We start from the raw sequence: 14,982 nt of genomic DNA, 5'->3' as shown, positions 1-14,982 counted from the left end.
GAGGACAGAAACCCTACGAGGCGAGATACAAAGCAGTGATTTATTCGTCCCCGATGTCGAGCGTCCATATTCTTTTCAGCGGGATTTTTTGTTTTATTTCATCATCGAGAGAGGAGTAGCAGGCGAGCAGTTCTTCGATAATTTCCTTTTTCGACCATAAGCGAACCTTGAAGAATTGCATAGCACGTTCACGCTCGACAGAGGAGCGGAAACCACTCCACGAAACCAAGAGGCCGTATTCAGCACCGACATTCGCCATAGTGCCTATGAGCTGGTCTAAAACGATACGGTCAATAGCGTCATTCGTGGATTTCACCTGTACGCAGATTTTCGGAGAGGAGAACCCAAGACTACCGGCAGAAGCAAGAATGTCAACGCCGTGGTCGGGGCCTTTTGGACTGACGTAGGTAACGAAACCTTTCGCCCGGAGGATTGCGGCAACGATGTGAGCAAGGCCGTCACCCTTGAAGTTCTGAATTATGAAATCGGAGATAGCGTCAAGCGATTCGGTCTCGATGTCCCGAAACGGGGAATTTTCCGGGGGGGGGGGGAAAACACTTGTTCACTATTTGGGGCAGGATGGAACAGGGAAACAGCTTTCTTTATTCTGGCCTCCTGTTTTATTTGGCAGGTGGTAATAGCAGCACCAAGTGAGTATTGAATATCCTGCTCAAAAACACTTTTCGGAACGTCAGAGAACCATTCGACAGAGCGGGAGTGACGGTAACAGTCCTCGACCTCTGTATCAAAGGCATATTCGCCCACGATTTTTCCGAAATGTAGTATTCCGGGCAGATTTTTACTCGGAGTGATAACCCAATCATCGACGGACATCCGGCTACTGAAAATGTGAGCTTGGCTTGCAAAATTTAAGGCCGCCCGCTCCTTGAGGGTTGGGGCTTTTTCGAGGAAATACTGCTGGATTGCAGCTCTCCCGGAAAAGGAATTTAGTGGTTTATCTATTTCTTCAAACGTGAAGTAGATTTTATTGTTTTCAAGGAACCGTGCTTCATGCTCCCCAAAGCGTCCGGCACGGCACAACCATATAGACATAGGCACAGACCTCCCATTTTTTCTTAAATATTACCACGGGAGGAAGCGAAAAAGGGTCAAGTACCCAAAAAGCGGCAAAAGAAATCAAAATAAAAAATTTAGCCCCGAAACAGAACAGAGGAGGTGAGGATAATGCAAGAATTAAAAGCCAGATTTAGTCTGCTGGACGACATGAGCGCACAGATAGAACGAATTGCAGAGGCCGGTATGCAAATGGTTGAGCAGTTCGAGGACGCAGGCAGCGCAGCCGGAGACGCTTTTGACGGTATCGAGAGCGGCGTTGCGACAGCGGCAGGCTCAGTAGACGGCGTTGCAACCTCTATCGGTAATGTGCAGGAGGCGACAGACAGTGCAGCAGCCGCTATGGACGATTACGGAAACGCTGCAACCGGGGCGGCAGGACAGGCGGACGCACTGGCGAACTCAGCGGAAAGCGCAGCAGAGGCGGCGGAATCGTTTACAGACGCAGCGGACGGCTACGGAAATGCAGCAGAGCAGGCAGCCTCACAGACCGATTACTGGACGGAGGCAGTCGGAAACTACGATAAGAGCGCATTGGAGGCGGTTTACTCTACGGAGGAGCTTGTCGAAATGGGCTTCAAGTCAGCGGACGCACTGGAAGAACAGGAGCGAATGTTTGAACTCTGCGACCAGTCAGCAAGCAACCTCAGTAAGAGCATGGAGGCCACCACGGACATACAGGCCGAACTAAACTCGGCTATGGAGCAGGCGGCGGACGTTATGACGAGTGTTGCCGACAGCGAGAATGTTTCGGCAGAGACGAAAGCGGAGCTGGCAAAGGCAGCGGAGGAAGCGGCAGAGGCCATGTCGGAGCTGAATGCAGCGCAGCAGGAAGCGGAAACAGCTATGGCGGAGTATGACGCAGTTATGGCCTCCGGCACAACCGACCTCGGAGAGCTGGAAAGTGCAGCGGAACGGGCCGGAATTGCAGCGGAGAACCTTGCGGCGGCGAATGGCAGGGCCAGCGACGCTACGGAGGAACTTTCAAAGGCGACTGAAAAAGCGTCGGAGGAAGCACAGTCCGCAGAGAAGTCCGGGACAGAGGCTATCAGCGGCGTTGCAAACGCTCTCGCAGCAGCTGGAATTACGGCGACGGTAAAAGATATAGCCAACTCGGTTTACGACCTTGCAGAGGCTTTCAGCGACGCAGAGAGTACCGTTGTAAAGGCAACCGGCGCAAGTGGAGAAGCACTGGACGGTCTTACCACAAGTATGATGAACGCTTATGCGGCTTCTAAATCTGGTTCACTGGACGACACCGCCGGAGCTATCGGAGAAATCAACACCCGAATGGCACTGACGGGAGAGGAGCTTACAAAGGTTACAGGGCAGTTCCTTGACTATGCAGAGATTACCGGCACGAATGTTGTCGGCTCGGTTCAGAACGTCACCAAGATTATGAACAAGTGGAACGTCGAAGCGTCTGACGTGGAGAGCGTTCTTGATAAGCTGGCATACGCCGGACAGATTTCGGGAATTTCCGTAGACAGTTTGAGCAGCACCCTTATTACAGGTTCGGCCTCTTTACAGGAAATGGGCTTATCCCTCGATAACGCTATCAGCTTGCTTGCAAGTTTGGAGCTTTACGGCATGAACAGCACGACAGTTGTTACAGCTATGAGAACGGCGGTTAAGAACTTCTCGTCAGACGGCCTCGACGCTCAGACAGCATTGCGAGACACCATAACAGAGATTGCCAACATGGAGGACGCAGCAGACGCTACGGCACTGGCTATTGATACTTTCGGCAGCAGAGCCGGAGTTGATATGGCAAATGCTATCCGAAGCGGCGCAATCAGCGTGGAGACCTTAACAGGTACTCTTGATGTCGCAAAGGGAACCTTGAGCAGCACAGCGGAGACGGCGCAGACCCTCGACCAGAAATGGGAGCAGGCAAACCGAAACATCAGCACCGCATTTACAACGACGTTGCAGCCGACACTCGACAAGGCTTCAAGCGGGCTTGCGGACATTGCAAATTCCGTTGGAGATTTCTTGAACGAACACCCGGCAGTAACAAGGGCGATTTCAGCGGTAGGCGTAGGACTTGGAGCCGCAGCGATTGGCCTTGCAGGAGTTTCCGCAGCCACAGCAGCGGCGACAGTGGCAACAACAGCATTCGGAACGGCACTCAGCGCAGCCATTTGGCCTATTACAGCAGTTGCGGCAGCAATAGCAGCAGTCACGGCGGCGGTTCTTATCCTTAAAGGCAATTACGACGACGCATACGACGAAACCATGTCAATGACAGCGGTAACGGCGCAGCAGACGGCAGAGCTGGAAAGTTTGCAGGCCCAGTACGAGGAGGCTTGCGCAACATACGGCGAAACGTCAGCAGAGGCTTCGAGCCTCAAGTATCAGATTGATACACTTTCAGCCTCTCTTGAGGCAAACGGAAAGTCGGTGGAGCAGCTTGTTTCAGAGTGCGATTCCCTTATTGAAAAGCACAACTCACTCATGCAGGAAATCGACGACGGGACGCAGGCAGTAAAGGATAACGAGCTGGGGAACCTCGCTCTTATCACAAGACTTACCGAACTGGCAGCCTCTACGGACAACACCGCTGGGAAGCAGCAGGAAATGGAGGCCATTATCAGCGGTCTTAACGACAGCATTGACGGGCTGAATGTTTCCTACTCAGATTTGATTGAGAACCAAGATTCGACGATTGCCTCTATCCGTACTATGGCGAAGGAACAGGCCAAACAGCAGAAGCAACAGGAGCAGTACAACGAGTATGTGAAGCTGATACAGCAGGAGGCAGAGGAACAGGCCAAGCTCGCAGAAGTTACCGACGAGGTAGCAGCAGCGCAGGAGAGAGCCAGCACCGCTCAACATGAGCTTAACGAATCGTGGAAGAAATCAAACGGCGATTATTCTGGCTGGAAAATGTTCTGGTCGTGGACGAGCGACGAACAGGCGGCCAATGACGCAGCGCAGGACGCTCTTGAGGAAGTCACCGGCAAGCAGGAGGAACTGCAGTCAGCCCTTGATGAAACCCAGAGCAAAATCAAGGCCATTGAGGACGAATGGGGCGGCGTTAAGGAAGCAGCAGAGGAAGCGTCCGACGGTACAATCAGTTACCAAGAGGCCGTATCCGACGCATACGAGGGAGTTCGCACTAAGGTTGAGGAATTATGCACCGCATACGATGAAGCCTACCAAGCGGCTCTTGAGAGCTTTCAAGGCCAGTTCGGATTGTTTGATGAAGCCAGCACGAAGTCAGACGAATACCTCAATGCGACGGTTGCCAATGCTCAAAAGGCAATGGATAGCCAGCTCGCATACTGGGACACCTATCTTGCAAACGTAGAGACATTGAAATCCGTTTCGGCGGAGGATTTGGGCGTTACGCAGGAGAACTACGAGGCGTTAATGGCCTACGCACAGTCCGGCAGCGAGGAGGCCGCAGGACTGGCAGCCAGCATGGCAGACGCTATCAACAACGGAAACGCCGAGGCTGTTGCAGCTCTGGCAAATACCGTTGGAGAGGTACAGGCAAAGCAGGAGGAGGCTTCACAGGCAGTCGCAGACTGGCAGACAGATTTCACCTCCACCCTCGGAGATATTCAGCAGGAAATGACAACGGCAATCGAGGGCATGAACCTGTCAGAGGAGGCGCAGGCCAGCGCAAAGGAGACCATTTCGGCATATATCGAGCAGATTAGTTCGAGTGCTGGGGAGGCTTCGGAGGCGGCCAAGAGCGTTGCGGAAGCCATTCAGACAGCTCTCAAGACGGAGAGCGAGGCAAAGGTCGAGGTAGATGTAGAGTACAAGCCGAACACGGAAAGTCTGGATAACCTTACGTTGCCAGACAAGACAGCAGAGGCAGAGTATGAGATTAACACCAGTCAAATTGACGCTTACACCATGCCCGACACATCGGCGGAGGCAGAGTACAAGCTCAACTCCACGATTGTTGACAATTACACGCCGGAGGACAAAGAGGCGGACGCTATTTACGATGTCAATTCGCTTGCGGTTGACAACTGGCGACCACCAGACAAGACGGCGACGCTCACCTACAATATTACAACCTCTGGAAGCGTACCGGGTCATGCAAACGGTACGACGAATGCGGAGAGTTTGTTCCTCGCAGGTGAGAACGGGCCGGAGCTTGTAGCGAGACCGGCGGCAGCATACGCAAACGGCACGACAGACAGCACGGACTACTTTATCGCTGGCGAAAATGGGCCGGAGCTTATCATCGGTGAGCAGGGCAGCACCGTATTCCCGACGGAGGAGACGGACAGGCTGATAGGCGCACTGAACGACAGAGAGAAGCCATTGCAGGTAAGGGAGACATCGGGAAGCAGTACCGGCAAAGAGAAAACGTCGGAAGATGTGAAGCGTATTCTCCTTGAAATCGCAGGCAGCGGCGCAATCGAAGTCGGAGGAAGCGGCGGAGCCGATAAGGAGACCATTCTTGAGGTTCTGTGCGACCATTTGAAGCCGGTTCTTATGAACATTATCCAGAGCGAAATTTACGAGGAGGGAGAGTTGTCTTATGAGTACTAAGTACCAGATGTGGTTGACATACAACGCAGAAAAAGAGAAGATTCAGCTCCCCGTCCTCCCGGAGAGCTTTGAGGTAAACAACGGCAGCAACAACGAAAGTATGAACATCACGGGGCTGGGCGAAATTGTTATCATGCAGAGCCGCCCGGCCCTGCAATTTAGCTGGTCTTGCTTTTTCCCGGCGACCAAGTTTCCGGGGCTGCAGGTCAGCAAGATTACAAAGCCCCTCACGCTTGTCAAGAAAATCAACACATGGAAAGCCAGCAAGAAGCCGGTACATCTTATTGTAACGGCCTGCGGCGTAGATGTTTACGCCACAATCGAGGAGTTTACCTACTCAGAGGAGGGCGGAGACCCCGGAACGTATCAGTACAGCATAAAGCTGAAAGAGTACCGGGAGATTACCGTCCGACAGGTTAAGGTGAATATTCCAAAGGCGACGGCAACTGTGAAGAAAGAGACACCGAGGGTCAACAACTCGGCGCAGCCAAAGACCTATACGGTAAAGAGCGGCGATTGTCTCTGGAACATTGCCAAGAAGTTTTACGGCAATGGGGCGCAATACACCAAGATTTACAATGCAAACAAAGGGGTAATAGGCGGGAACCCGAACCTCATTTACCCCGGACAGGTTTTGACAATACCGTAAGGAGGCGAGGACATGGCACAAGGGGTTAGCCTTATTGTTGTCAAAGGAACACAGGGCTACGATGTGACCGAACTCGTTGAGCAGATTAAGTGGAGAGGCAGAAAAGGAAGCAGCTCCCGAACCCTTACGGTAAAGCTGATTGACGACGACGGTTACAAACACGCCCGAAGCGGGATTGATGTAGAGCAGGGGCAGCAGTGCCTATTCAATTACAACGGGAAAGAGCTTTTCCGTGGAATTATTATGAAGCAGGTGCAGAACAGCAAGAAGTGGCTCACGTTTACAGCCTATGACAACGGAATTTACCTTGCGAATAACAAGGACACATTCACCTATGAGAATAAGACGGCCAGCGACGTGTTCAAGGATTGCTGCACGAGGTTCGGCCTGCCAATGGGAGAAGTTGCGAACTGCACTTATAAAATCCCGGAGCTTACCAAGAGTAAGACAACGGCGTTTGACGCTATCGCAGACGCTCTCAGCCTTGATTTCGACGCAACAGGTATAAGACACTACGTTGCCAGCGAAAAGGGCAAAATCAAGCTTCTCACGAGGCGAGAGAACATCATGCAGTGGGTTATCGAGGTAGGCCAGAACCTTTCAACCTACACCTATACCCGCAGCATTGAGGACATCAAAACCCGCATAAAGCTGGTATCGAAAGAGGGGACGACCATTGCAGAGAGGAAGAACAGCTCCCTCGAAAGCAAGATAGGCGTATTCCAGAACATCGACCAGCCGGACGAAAGCCTCACAAAGGCGCAGATAAATGACCTTATTGACAGTATGCTCGATGAACAGAGTACGCCGGAGCGCACTCTCGATGTTGAGGCGGTTGGGATACCAGATGTTATATCGGGTATCGGGGTTTATATCATCATCAAAGAATTAGGGCTGTCCCGGACGTTCTATGTGGACGAGGACACCCACATATTCGAGGACAACAAGCACACCATGACGCTGAAACTGAACTATGCAAACGACCTTTCCAAACCGGGAAAGGCCAGCGGAGCGCAGACCGGCGGAGGCGAGCATAAGGTAGGCGATATTGTTCAGTTCAACGGCGGATACCACTATGTAAGCAGCACAGCAGGAAGCCCGACAGGAAGCAAGTGTGCAGCCGGTAAAGCGAAAATCACACTGGTTGCAAAGGGAGCAAAACACCCGTGGCATTTGATACACCAAGACAGCAGTTCAAGGGTCTACGGCTGGGTTGACGACGGAACATTCAGTTAGGAGGTGCGGATATGGAAGAAAGCGAACAGACGAGCCTCAAGGGGCTTTTTCAAGGTATGTGCGGCGGTGATGTGCAGGTATTACAGGGCATTGTAAAGTCCGCAAGCCCTCTGAAAATTCAGATTGTCAACGACGAAAAGTTGGTTATCGGGCCGAACATCACCTATGTACCGAGGCACTTAACAAACTACACGACGACCTGCTCTCTTTCCAAAGGGGCAAGGGGGAGCGTGAACGGGCCTACATCTGACGGCAGCAGGCTCACGGACTTCAATTTCAGCGGCAGCATTATGGTATATAATGCGCTGCAAGCCGGGGAGACAGTACACATTCTGTCATTCAACCACGGCAAACAATACTATGTACTGGATAGGATAAGCTGACGTGGACGAGGTTTTTATTCCTATCCCTATCGACGAGGTAACAGAGGCGGAGGAGCAGCCGTCATTGACATACCGCCTTGACCTCGATAACGGCAGGATTGTGGGGAAAGTGGACGGGCTGGAAGCAGTAAACCAAGCTATACGGAAAGCAATCATCACACCCCGTTTCAAGTGCCTTATCTACGACGACCAGTACGGCAGTGAAGTGGAGGAGGCAATTATCACAAAGGACGCAAGCCCGGAATACATTGAGGCAGTAACAGAGGGATTTATCAAAGACGCTCTTGCGCCGGACACCCGGATATTGGAGATTTACGACTTTGAGTTTGAGTTCCAAGAGGATAAAGCCTATGTGTATTTTAAGGCGGACACCATTTACGGAAAAACAGAGATAGAGGAGGTGATTTAGAGTGTTTGAAGATTACACATACGAGCTGCTTATGGAAGATGTTCTCAACAATGCCCCGGAGGGAATTGACACGAGACAGGGCAGCGTATTTTACGACGCAGTTTCCGGGCCGGTAATGAAAATCGCAAAGCTCTACACCGACCTTGACCTCATTGTTGAAATGACGAGCGTTTCAACGGCAGTCGGGGACGCATTGGACGTAAAGGCCGGTGAATACGGCGTTACGAGACTGGCGGCCACGAAAGCAAAGTACAGGGTATCATTCGAGGGAACGCAGCCGGAGTTAGGAGAGAGATTTTACAGCGACGGCAAATATTTCGTTCTGAGAGAGGACGCAGAAGCGAGTGTGTTCTACCTTGAGGCAGAGAACGTCGGAGAGGACGGCAACAAGATTTACAGCGGAACCCCGGCAGTCCCGGTCAACAGCATTGAGGGGCTTGAGGCTGCAACGTTTGGAGAGATTTACGAGCGAGGCAGCGACAGTGAGGACGACGAAAGCCTCAGAAGCCGTGTGCAGGAGAAAATCGCAGGCCCGGCAGAGAACGGCAATAAGCAGCATTACAAGACATGGTGCGAGAGCCGGGAGGGTGTCGGCAGGGCGAGAATATTTCCGCTATGGAACGGGCCGAACACGGTCAAGGGTGTTCTTATTGATACCACCGGGAAGCCGTGTGGAAAGGCAAAGGTGGCTGAGGTTCAGCACTACATCGACCCGGCGACAATGGGCTACACGGCAGTTGTTGACGGGAAAAGCTATGTTGTGGGCGACGGGCTGGGAGAGGGTGTTGCAAACCTCGGAGCGCATTTCACGGCAGCAGCGGCCACGCCTCTTACCGTTTCAATTTCCTTTTCGGCGGAGATTGCCAGCGGAGCAACGAAAGACGCAGTACGGCAGGAGGCAACAACGGCCATTGCAGAGTATTTCAAAGAGCTGGTATTAAAGACCACGGAGGCGGCGGACATTGTTGTGCGTGTTTCCAATATCGGAGCTATTTTGAGCAGCCTTACCACCCTACTTGATTACAGCGATTTGAAGCTGAACGGCAGCGCACACAATATCATTCCCGGAGAGGACGACGTACCTATCGTTGGGGAGGTGGTTATTGAATGAGGTTCTATGAGAAGCAGTTCGAGAACAACTTCGAGGAGCTGATAACCTACTACCCACGATTTTACCGGGACGTGTACGAAATGGTGGAAATCCTAAAGGCAAACGGCAGGGTATTTGACCGAATGGAGGGAGACATCGAGCAGACGTACCTCAACTGTTTTATCGAGTACGCCGACGAGGAGACAATCAAAAAACTGGAAGATTTTCTTGATATAAGACTTAACAAGAGCAGGACGCTTGAGGAGCGCAGGAGGCTCGTTAAGTCTTATTTTATTGGCTTCGGAAAAGTCTCCGCCACCATGCTCAAGGAAATGATACAGAGCTACACCGGCGCAGAGGTTGAGTGCAAATTTGAACCATTCGACGAGGCCGGAAACAATATGCTCTACCTCAATTTCCAGAGAGGCAAGGAACCGACGCTCTACATGAGTGACATCAACCTGCTTCTCTCGAAGAAAATACCGGCCCATATCAAGTGGAGGGCGGCGGTCACATACCGTTTTCCTATTGGCATTGGGAAGCGCAGGACGCACTACCCGTGTTCCTATGAGTTTTGCGGAACAAAGCCGGAGCCGGTTCTGGTTGCTTCTGCACATGGCATTGAGACGGTCACAGCACCCGGAGTCACCAATGCAGTTATGACCTATAAGAACAGCAGCGAGGGCGGCGTAACGCCGGAGGCAGGAACTACGCCGAACATTTCCACCCTTGCACACAATGACGCAATTAACGCCGCAACAGAGGCAGCAGTGACCTCCTGCGGCGTTGATTATATCCCGTGTGGGACTATTTACACATCACAGTAAGGAGGCAGCGCAATGGCATTTTGGACAGATGTTTTCTTGAACAAAGTTCGACAGGACTGGCTCAAGAGGATTGTGAAAATCCAGTATTACGCCGGAGGGGTCTGGTATGACGCAATGATTACCAATAAGACCATTGAGGGCGACACGCTGAAAATCACAAGCCAGACAACAGACAGCAAAGCCCTTGTTGTAACCAGCGTAAGGCTGATTGACACGGGCGGAGACGTAGCCGGGCAGATTTCGGAGAGTATCACGAAACTTGATACGCAGGGTGTTATCACCCTTTGGGAGTTTCCACTCTACGAGATTACCAGCACACAGTAAGGAGGTGAAGAACAGATGTATAGCAATTTACAGTGGCTCGACCATGCAGTGACACCAGACCGCACATTCAAAATGCAGACCAACAGCGACGGAACGGTGACACTCACACCGGCGGGCAAAGTTATCCAGCAGGGAACGAACATGAGTGCGGCCAACTTCAACAACATGGAAATGGGGCTGACCGACCATGACCTCGCCGTGAAGATTTGTATTATGGCCCTTAGACAGATTGAGAGCCGCACGACGGACGGTGAGGCAGACATCGACGAGCTGGCAGCGGATATTCTGGCAGAGGTTACGCCGGAGGAGCAGACCGTAACACTGACAAATGGGGCGAGATACCCGTTCAACAGCAGCAGCAAGAGTGTGAGCCTCAAGGCGAACCGCAAGACCAAAAACTACACGGTGGAATATGAGGTAAGCAGCTCTGACGGCAACGTTGGAGAAATTGTTGTAGGCAGCAAGGCTCTCAATGGCTTCTCTATGGCGTTCACCGGCAGCGCAAAGACCGTAACCGTAAAACTGAAAATCAGAGGAGGAATTATCGCATGAAAGTAATTGAGATTAACGAGGGTTCAAAAATCCCTTATGAAGTGAGCAAGACAAAGATTTGTTTTGACGACGACCTCACAATCAACCTTGCAAAGAGACAGGAGGACTGGCCGGTACACATCGACATTCTCACCGACGGGGACGGCGTTCTTGTAACCGGCGCAGAGAGTGGCAACTACTATGTTGCGCAGATTGACATTCCGGCAAGGGAATATAAAGAGCCGGAGGCAACAGAGGAGGCAGCAACCGTCGAGGAGGGTGGAGAGCAGGCGGGTACAACCGACACTCCACAGCCGGAGCCGTTACCGCTGGATATGGAAAAGGTTACGCTCACACTTTGGGCGTTGGTAAATTACGAGGCATAAGGAGGAAAAGAGACAATGAGTAATTTTGATTTATCGAGCCTTGCGCTCGCTTCTGCGTTCCCTACGAACAAAATTCTGACAGACGACAAAGGTCTGCCGTCCGTCATGGTTTACATTCCGAAATTTAAGATGTCAGACGTTATCGACGGAGCCGGGGACAGCACTCACCCGGCTTTTATCGTAAATGGCGTTGAGAAGAACGGCATTTACATTTCCAAGTACCAGAACGTCGCATACAACAACAGAGCCTACTCTCTGCCAGGTGAAGACCCGAAAGTAAGTATCACGGCAGACACCGCTCGTAAATACTGCGAGGACAAGGGTGCAGGCTGGCACATGATGTCCGCTATGGAATGGGGCGCACTTGCTTTATGGTGCAAGAAAAACGGCTGGATGCCTTGGGGTAATAACAACTACGGCAAGGACACCAGAGAGACCATGAAGAAAGGCGTACCGGCCAAGTATGAGAGCGATGGCAGAACCGCTACTATCCTTACAGGCACTGGTCCGGTGGAGTATTCCCACAACAAGCAGCTCGACGGTATCTACGACCTTAACGGTAACGTATGGGAGTGGAGCGACGGCATGAGACTTGTTTACGGTGAGCTGCAGGTGCTTGAGAACAACAACGCAGCAGACAGCTCCAACAGCAAGGCGGCCAGCTCCGCAGCATGGAAAGCGATTGACGGCACGACAGGAGAACTTATCACGCCGGACGGGAACGGCACAACGACCAACTCCCTCAAACTTGACATGGTAAGCAGCAAGGGTAAATGGATTACCGGCACACTGTCCGACAAGAAAGACGAGGGACGAGGCTGCAGCTTCGCAAGCGTGACCGCAGATACCAATGTTTGCGACAAGGCAAAAGCGATTTTGTATGCGCTGGCTATGCTGCCGGACAGCACCACATTTGACTACGAGGGCGACTACTTCTGGTTTAACAACGGCAACGCCGAGCGTTTCGCGATTCGTGGTGGCGGCTGGAACTACGGTGCGTATGCGGGTCTGTTCTGCACGCACTTGGCCTACCCTCGCTCCAATTCCTACTGGTACATCGGTTTCCGCTCCGCTTTTTATGAATAACTGCAAACTGATTACTGATTAACTGACTGGGAGGACGGTAGTCCTCCCTATATTTTTGTAAGCAGAGGAGCAGAGTTCATGGCAGAAGCAGAAAAGCAGTACAGCAAGGAAACAACGAGTTTCCTGCTGAAAGAAAAGATTGCCGACATGATAAAGTACGGCAAAAAGGCTGTGGCGAATTTTCCTCGGCGAGAACGCCAGACGGCAGACGAGATACGCCGGACAATGCTCAACATGTACCGGCTATCAATCACTATCGAAAAGAAATATTACAAGAAAACCACTCTACAAGACCTCGATATTGAATTGGACGTGCTGCGACACCTTATACGGTTGGCGCAGGACAAAGACTACTACGACCAGAATATGGCACCGCCGTTATCATTCCATAAATACGAGGTTTGGAGCGGGCTTCTCAACGAGATAGGCCGTATCATTGGCGGATATATGAAATACGCAAAGCAATAAAAAGTTTTGGGGAGTAAGCCGGATAGCGTTTCGCGATTCGTGGTGGCAACTGGAACAACGGTGCGAATGCGGGTCTGTTCTACACGAACTTGAACAACCCTCGCTCCAATTCCAACTGGAACATCGGTTTCCGCTCCGCTCTGCCTCTATGCCGGACGGTTGGGCGTAAATCTTACGGGATTGCGCACGGAGCATAGAGCCAAAGGGGTTTGCTTCCCTCCCCGGACAGTACAGACCGTGGGAAAAGATTAAATTGCCGTGAAAACGCCCGAATATGGCGCAGGAGGAGGCGAGAATAACAGCTACGGACGAGGCGGAAACGTCTCACACGGCGGAAATGGAGAAAAGTTGAATATGACAACGGAGATTTCACCAGAAAAGATACCGGGCATGGTGACGCTCGATGATATATACGATGAAATTTGCAGCTATGAGGGCCTGTACCAATCACACCTTGAGGCCAGAAAGGGTAAGAGATACCGTGACGACGTTTTGGTGTTTACGGACAGGCTGGAAGAAAACCTTATTGAGCTGCAAAACGAACTTATTTGGCAGACCTACAAAGTCGGCAAGTACAGGCAGTTTTATGTTCGGGAACCGAAGCTGCGCCTCGTAATGGCGTTGCAATACCGTGACAGGATTGTGCAGTGGGCGATTTACAGACAGCTTTACCCGTTCTACGACAAAATGTTTATTGAGGATTCCTACGCCTGCAGGAGGGGGAAAGGCTCCCATAAGGCGGCGGACAAACTTCAATACTGGCTGCGACAGGTCAGCAGGAAACCCGGAAAATGGTATTACTTGAAGCTGGATATAAGCAAGTATTTTTACAGGGTAGACCACCTTGTATTACTTGAGATTTTGAGCCGGAGGATAAAAGACCCTCGGCTCTTTCAGCTTCTTAGGGAGATTATTAACAGCGAGGACACCCGTTTCGGGCTGCCAGCCGGGGTGAGCCCGGACGAATGCCCAGAGGAGGACTGGCTGAGTGATGTAGGAATGCCGATTGGCAACCTCACATCACAACTATTTGCGAACATTTACCTCAATGAGTTAGACCAGCTCTGTAAACACGAACTGCATTTACACTATTACATTCGCTATATGGACGATGTAATTATCCTTTTGCCGGACAAGAAAGAACTGGCAAGAGTAAAGGCAATCATTGAGGAATTTCTCAACGATTATTTGCACCTCGACCTCAATAACAAGACGGCTATACGCCCTTGCAGTCTCGGTATTGATTTCGTGGGCTATCACATTTGGGCGACCCATAGGAAACTCAAGAAGCAGACGGCTCGCAAGATTATCCATTCGGTTGACTGGATGTGCGAACAGGGAGAGAAAGGCAATATGAGTAAAGAGGAGTTTGAGCGCAGAGTGGCCTCATACAGAGGCATTTTATTACACTGCGACAGCTATGGTCTGAGAAAGAAGCTGAACAGCATTTATTTCGACCATGTTGTTACAGAGGAGCCGGAGAAGCAGGAAGCCAAACAGAAGTCGGAGTGCGCCGAGAGAAAATGCTACACTTGCCAGAATTTCCGCAGAGAGTTTTTCTGCGGCTATGGAGCTTGCAGGTGCGACATTTACGGCTCTTTGGACGTAGACCAAAAGGAACGACACCCGGACAGAACAGCGGCGACTTGCCCGGACTATACACCAAACGAATAGAAAAAGGAGGGTATTGGAGTGTATATCGACGGAGATACGATAATCAGAGCGGCGGCTATTCTCGGTGCGCTTATTGCGCTGGGAACCGCCGCTTATGCTGTAATCAAGTGGTTTCAGAAGCAGGAAAAACAGACAGTTGACATCGAGGAGCTGCGAAAGAAAGAGGAGCAGGACTTAAAGGAACTGCGAGACGAACAGTGCCTCATTAGTTACGCTATGCTTGCTTGCCTTGACGGTTTGAAGCAGCTTAATTGTAACGGGGCAGTTACAGAGGCTCACAACAAACTTGAGAAGCACCTCAACCAGAAAGCACACAGACAGTAACAG

At 51.5% G+C, this 14,982-nt stretch carries 16 protein-coding genes; 14 read left to right on the top strand and 2 right to left on the bottom strand.

Translation table 11 applies throughout. The features are described from left to right. Positions 1-40: 40 nt before the first annotated feature. The gene (locus DWX32_RS20170; RefSeq protein ID WP_330421830.1) at positions 41-478 is read right to left on the bottom strand and encodes a restriction endonuclease; all 438 of its coding nucleotides are present in this window, start codon (positions 476-478) and stop codon (positions 41-43) included. Beyond that, positions 478-1,053, bottom strand: coding sequence for a restriction endonuclease (locus tag DWX32_RS20165; protein ID WP_243037589.1), 576 nt, complete (start codon positions 1,051-1,053; stop codon positions 478-480). Before DWX32_RS20165 ends, DWX32_RS20170 begins: the two co-directional genes overlap by 1 nt. Before the next feature lie 132 nt (positions 1,054-1,185). Between DWX32_RS20165 and DWX32_RS13000 the strand changes: the two genes are divergently transcribed. The 14 genes from DWX32_RS13000 (at position 1,186) to DWX32_RS12935 (ending at position 14,979) form a co-directional block, all read left to right on the top strand. Continuing rightward, positions 1,186-5,592, top strand: coding sequence for a phage tail tape measure protein (locus DWX32_RS13000; protein ID WP_118046902.1), 4,407 nt, complete (start codon positions 1,186-1,188; stop codon positions 5,590-5,592). Further along, on the top strand, positions 5,582-6,241 hold the full coding sequence (locus tag DWX32_RS12995; RefSeq protein WP_118046900.1) for a LysM peptidoglycan-binding domain-containing protein: 660 nt from the start codon (positions 5,582-5,584) through the stop codon (positions 6,239-6,241). Before DWX32_RS13000 ends, DWX32_RS12995 begins: the two co-directional genes overlap by 11 nt. Positions 6,242-6,253: 12 nt before the next feature. Continuing rightward, complete coding sequence (locus DWX32_RS12990) at positions 6,254-7,477, top strand: XkdQ/YqbQ family protein (RefSeq protein ID WP_118046899.1); 1,224 nt, start codon at positions 6,254-6,256, stop codon at positions 7,475-7,477. 11 nt (positions 7,478-7,488) lie between these two features. Beyond that, positions 7,489-7,860, top strand: coding sequence for a DUF2577 domain-containing protein (locus DWX32_RS12985; protein WP_118046897.1), 372 nt, complete (start codon positions 7,489-7,491; stop codon positions 7,858-7,860). Between the two features lies 1 nt (position 7,861). Next, positions 7,862-8,269, top strand: coding sequence for a DUF2634 domain-containing protein (locus DWX32_RS12980; protein WP_118046895.1), 408 nt, complete (start codon positions 7,862-7,864; stop codon positions 8,267-8,269). 1 nt (position 8,270) lies between these two features. After that, the gene (locus DWX32_RS12975; protein ID WP_118046894.1) at positions 8,271-9,380 is read left to right on the top strand and encodes a baseplate J/gp47 family protein; all 1,110 of its coding nucleotides are present in this window, start codon (positions 8,271-8,273) and stop codon (positions 9,378-9,380) included. Further along, positions 9,377-10,186 carry a putative phage tail protein gene (locus tag DWX32_RS12970; protein ID WP_118046892.1) on the top strand — a complete coding sequence of 270 codons (810 nt, stop codon included), beginning with the start codon at positions 9,377-9,379 and terminating at the stop codon, positions 10,184-10,186. Before DWX32_RS12975 ends, DWX32_RS12970 begins: the two co-directional genes overlap by 4 nt. A 12-nt stretch (positions 10,187-10,198) precedes the next feature. Beyond that, complete coding sequence (locus DWX32_RS12965) at positions 10,199-10,510, top strand: hypothetical protein (protein WP_118046891.1); 312 nt, start codon at positions 10,199-10,201, stop codon at positions 10,508-10,510. 15 nt (positions 10,511-10,525) lie between these two features. Beyond that, entirely contained in the window at positions 10,526-11,062 is a 537-nt protein-coding gene (locus tag DWX32_RS12960; RefSeq protein WP_118046889.1) for a hypothetical protein, read from the top strand. After that, on the top strand, positions 11,059-11,427 hold the full coding sequence (locus tag DWX32_RS12955; protein WP_118046887.1) for a hypothetical protein: 369 nt from the start codon (positions 11,059-11,061) through the stop codon (positions 11,425-11,427). Before DWX32_RS12960 ends, DWX32_RS12955 begins: the two co-directional genes overlap by 4 nt. Before the next feature lie 15 nt (positions 11,428-11,442). Then, positions 11,443-12,513 carry an SUMF1/EgtB/PvdO family nonheme iron enzyme gene (locus DWX32_RS12950; protein ID WP_118660297.1) on the top strand — a complete coding sequence of 357 codons (1,071 nt, stop codon included), beginning with the start codon at positions 11,443-11,445 and terminating at the stop codon, positions 12,511-12,513. 78 nt (positions 12,514-12,591) lie between these two features. After that, a complete protein-coding gene (gene avd, locus DWX32_RS12945; RefSeq protein ID WP_118046884.1) occupies positions 12,592-12,981 on the top strand; it encodes a diversity-generating retroelement protein Avd in 390 nt (129 codons plus the stop codon). Between the two features lie 258 nt (positions 12,982-13,239). Continuing rightward, positions 13,240-14,655 (top strand): reverse transcriptase domain-containing protein, encoded by a 1,416-nt coding sequence (locus DWX32_RS12940; RefSeq protein WP_243037588.1) that lies wholly within the window; start codon positions 13,240-13,242, stop codon positions 14,653-14,655. An 18-nt stretch (positions 14,656-14,673) separates the two neighbouring features. Further along, on the top strand, positions 14,674-14,979 hold the full coding sequence (locus tag DWX32_RS12935) for a branched-chain amino acid ABC transporter permease (RefSeq protein WP_118046883.1): 306 nt from the start codon (positions 14,674-14,676) through the stop codon (positions 14,977-14,979). Positions 14,980-14,982: the final 3 nt, after the last annotated feature.

It is taken from the genome of Blautia sp. AF19-13LB (assembly GCF_003479105.1).
GTDB classification, from domain to species: Bacteria; Bacillota; Clostridia; order Lachnospirales; family Lachnospiraceae; genus Fusicatenibacter; species Fusicatenibacter saccharivorans.
The sequence above is the reverse complement of the archived record's forward strand: the minus strand, read 5'-3'. Positions and strand labels throughout refer to the sequence as shown.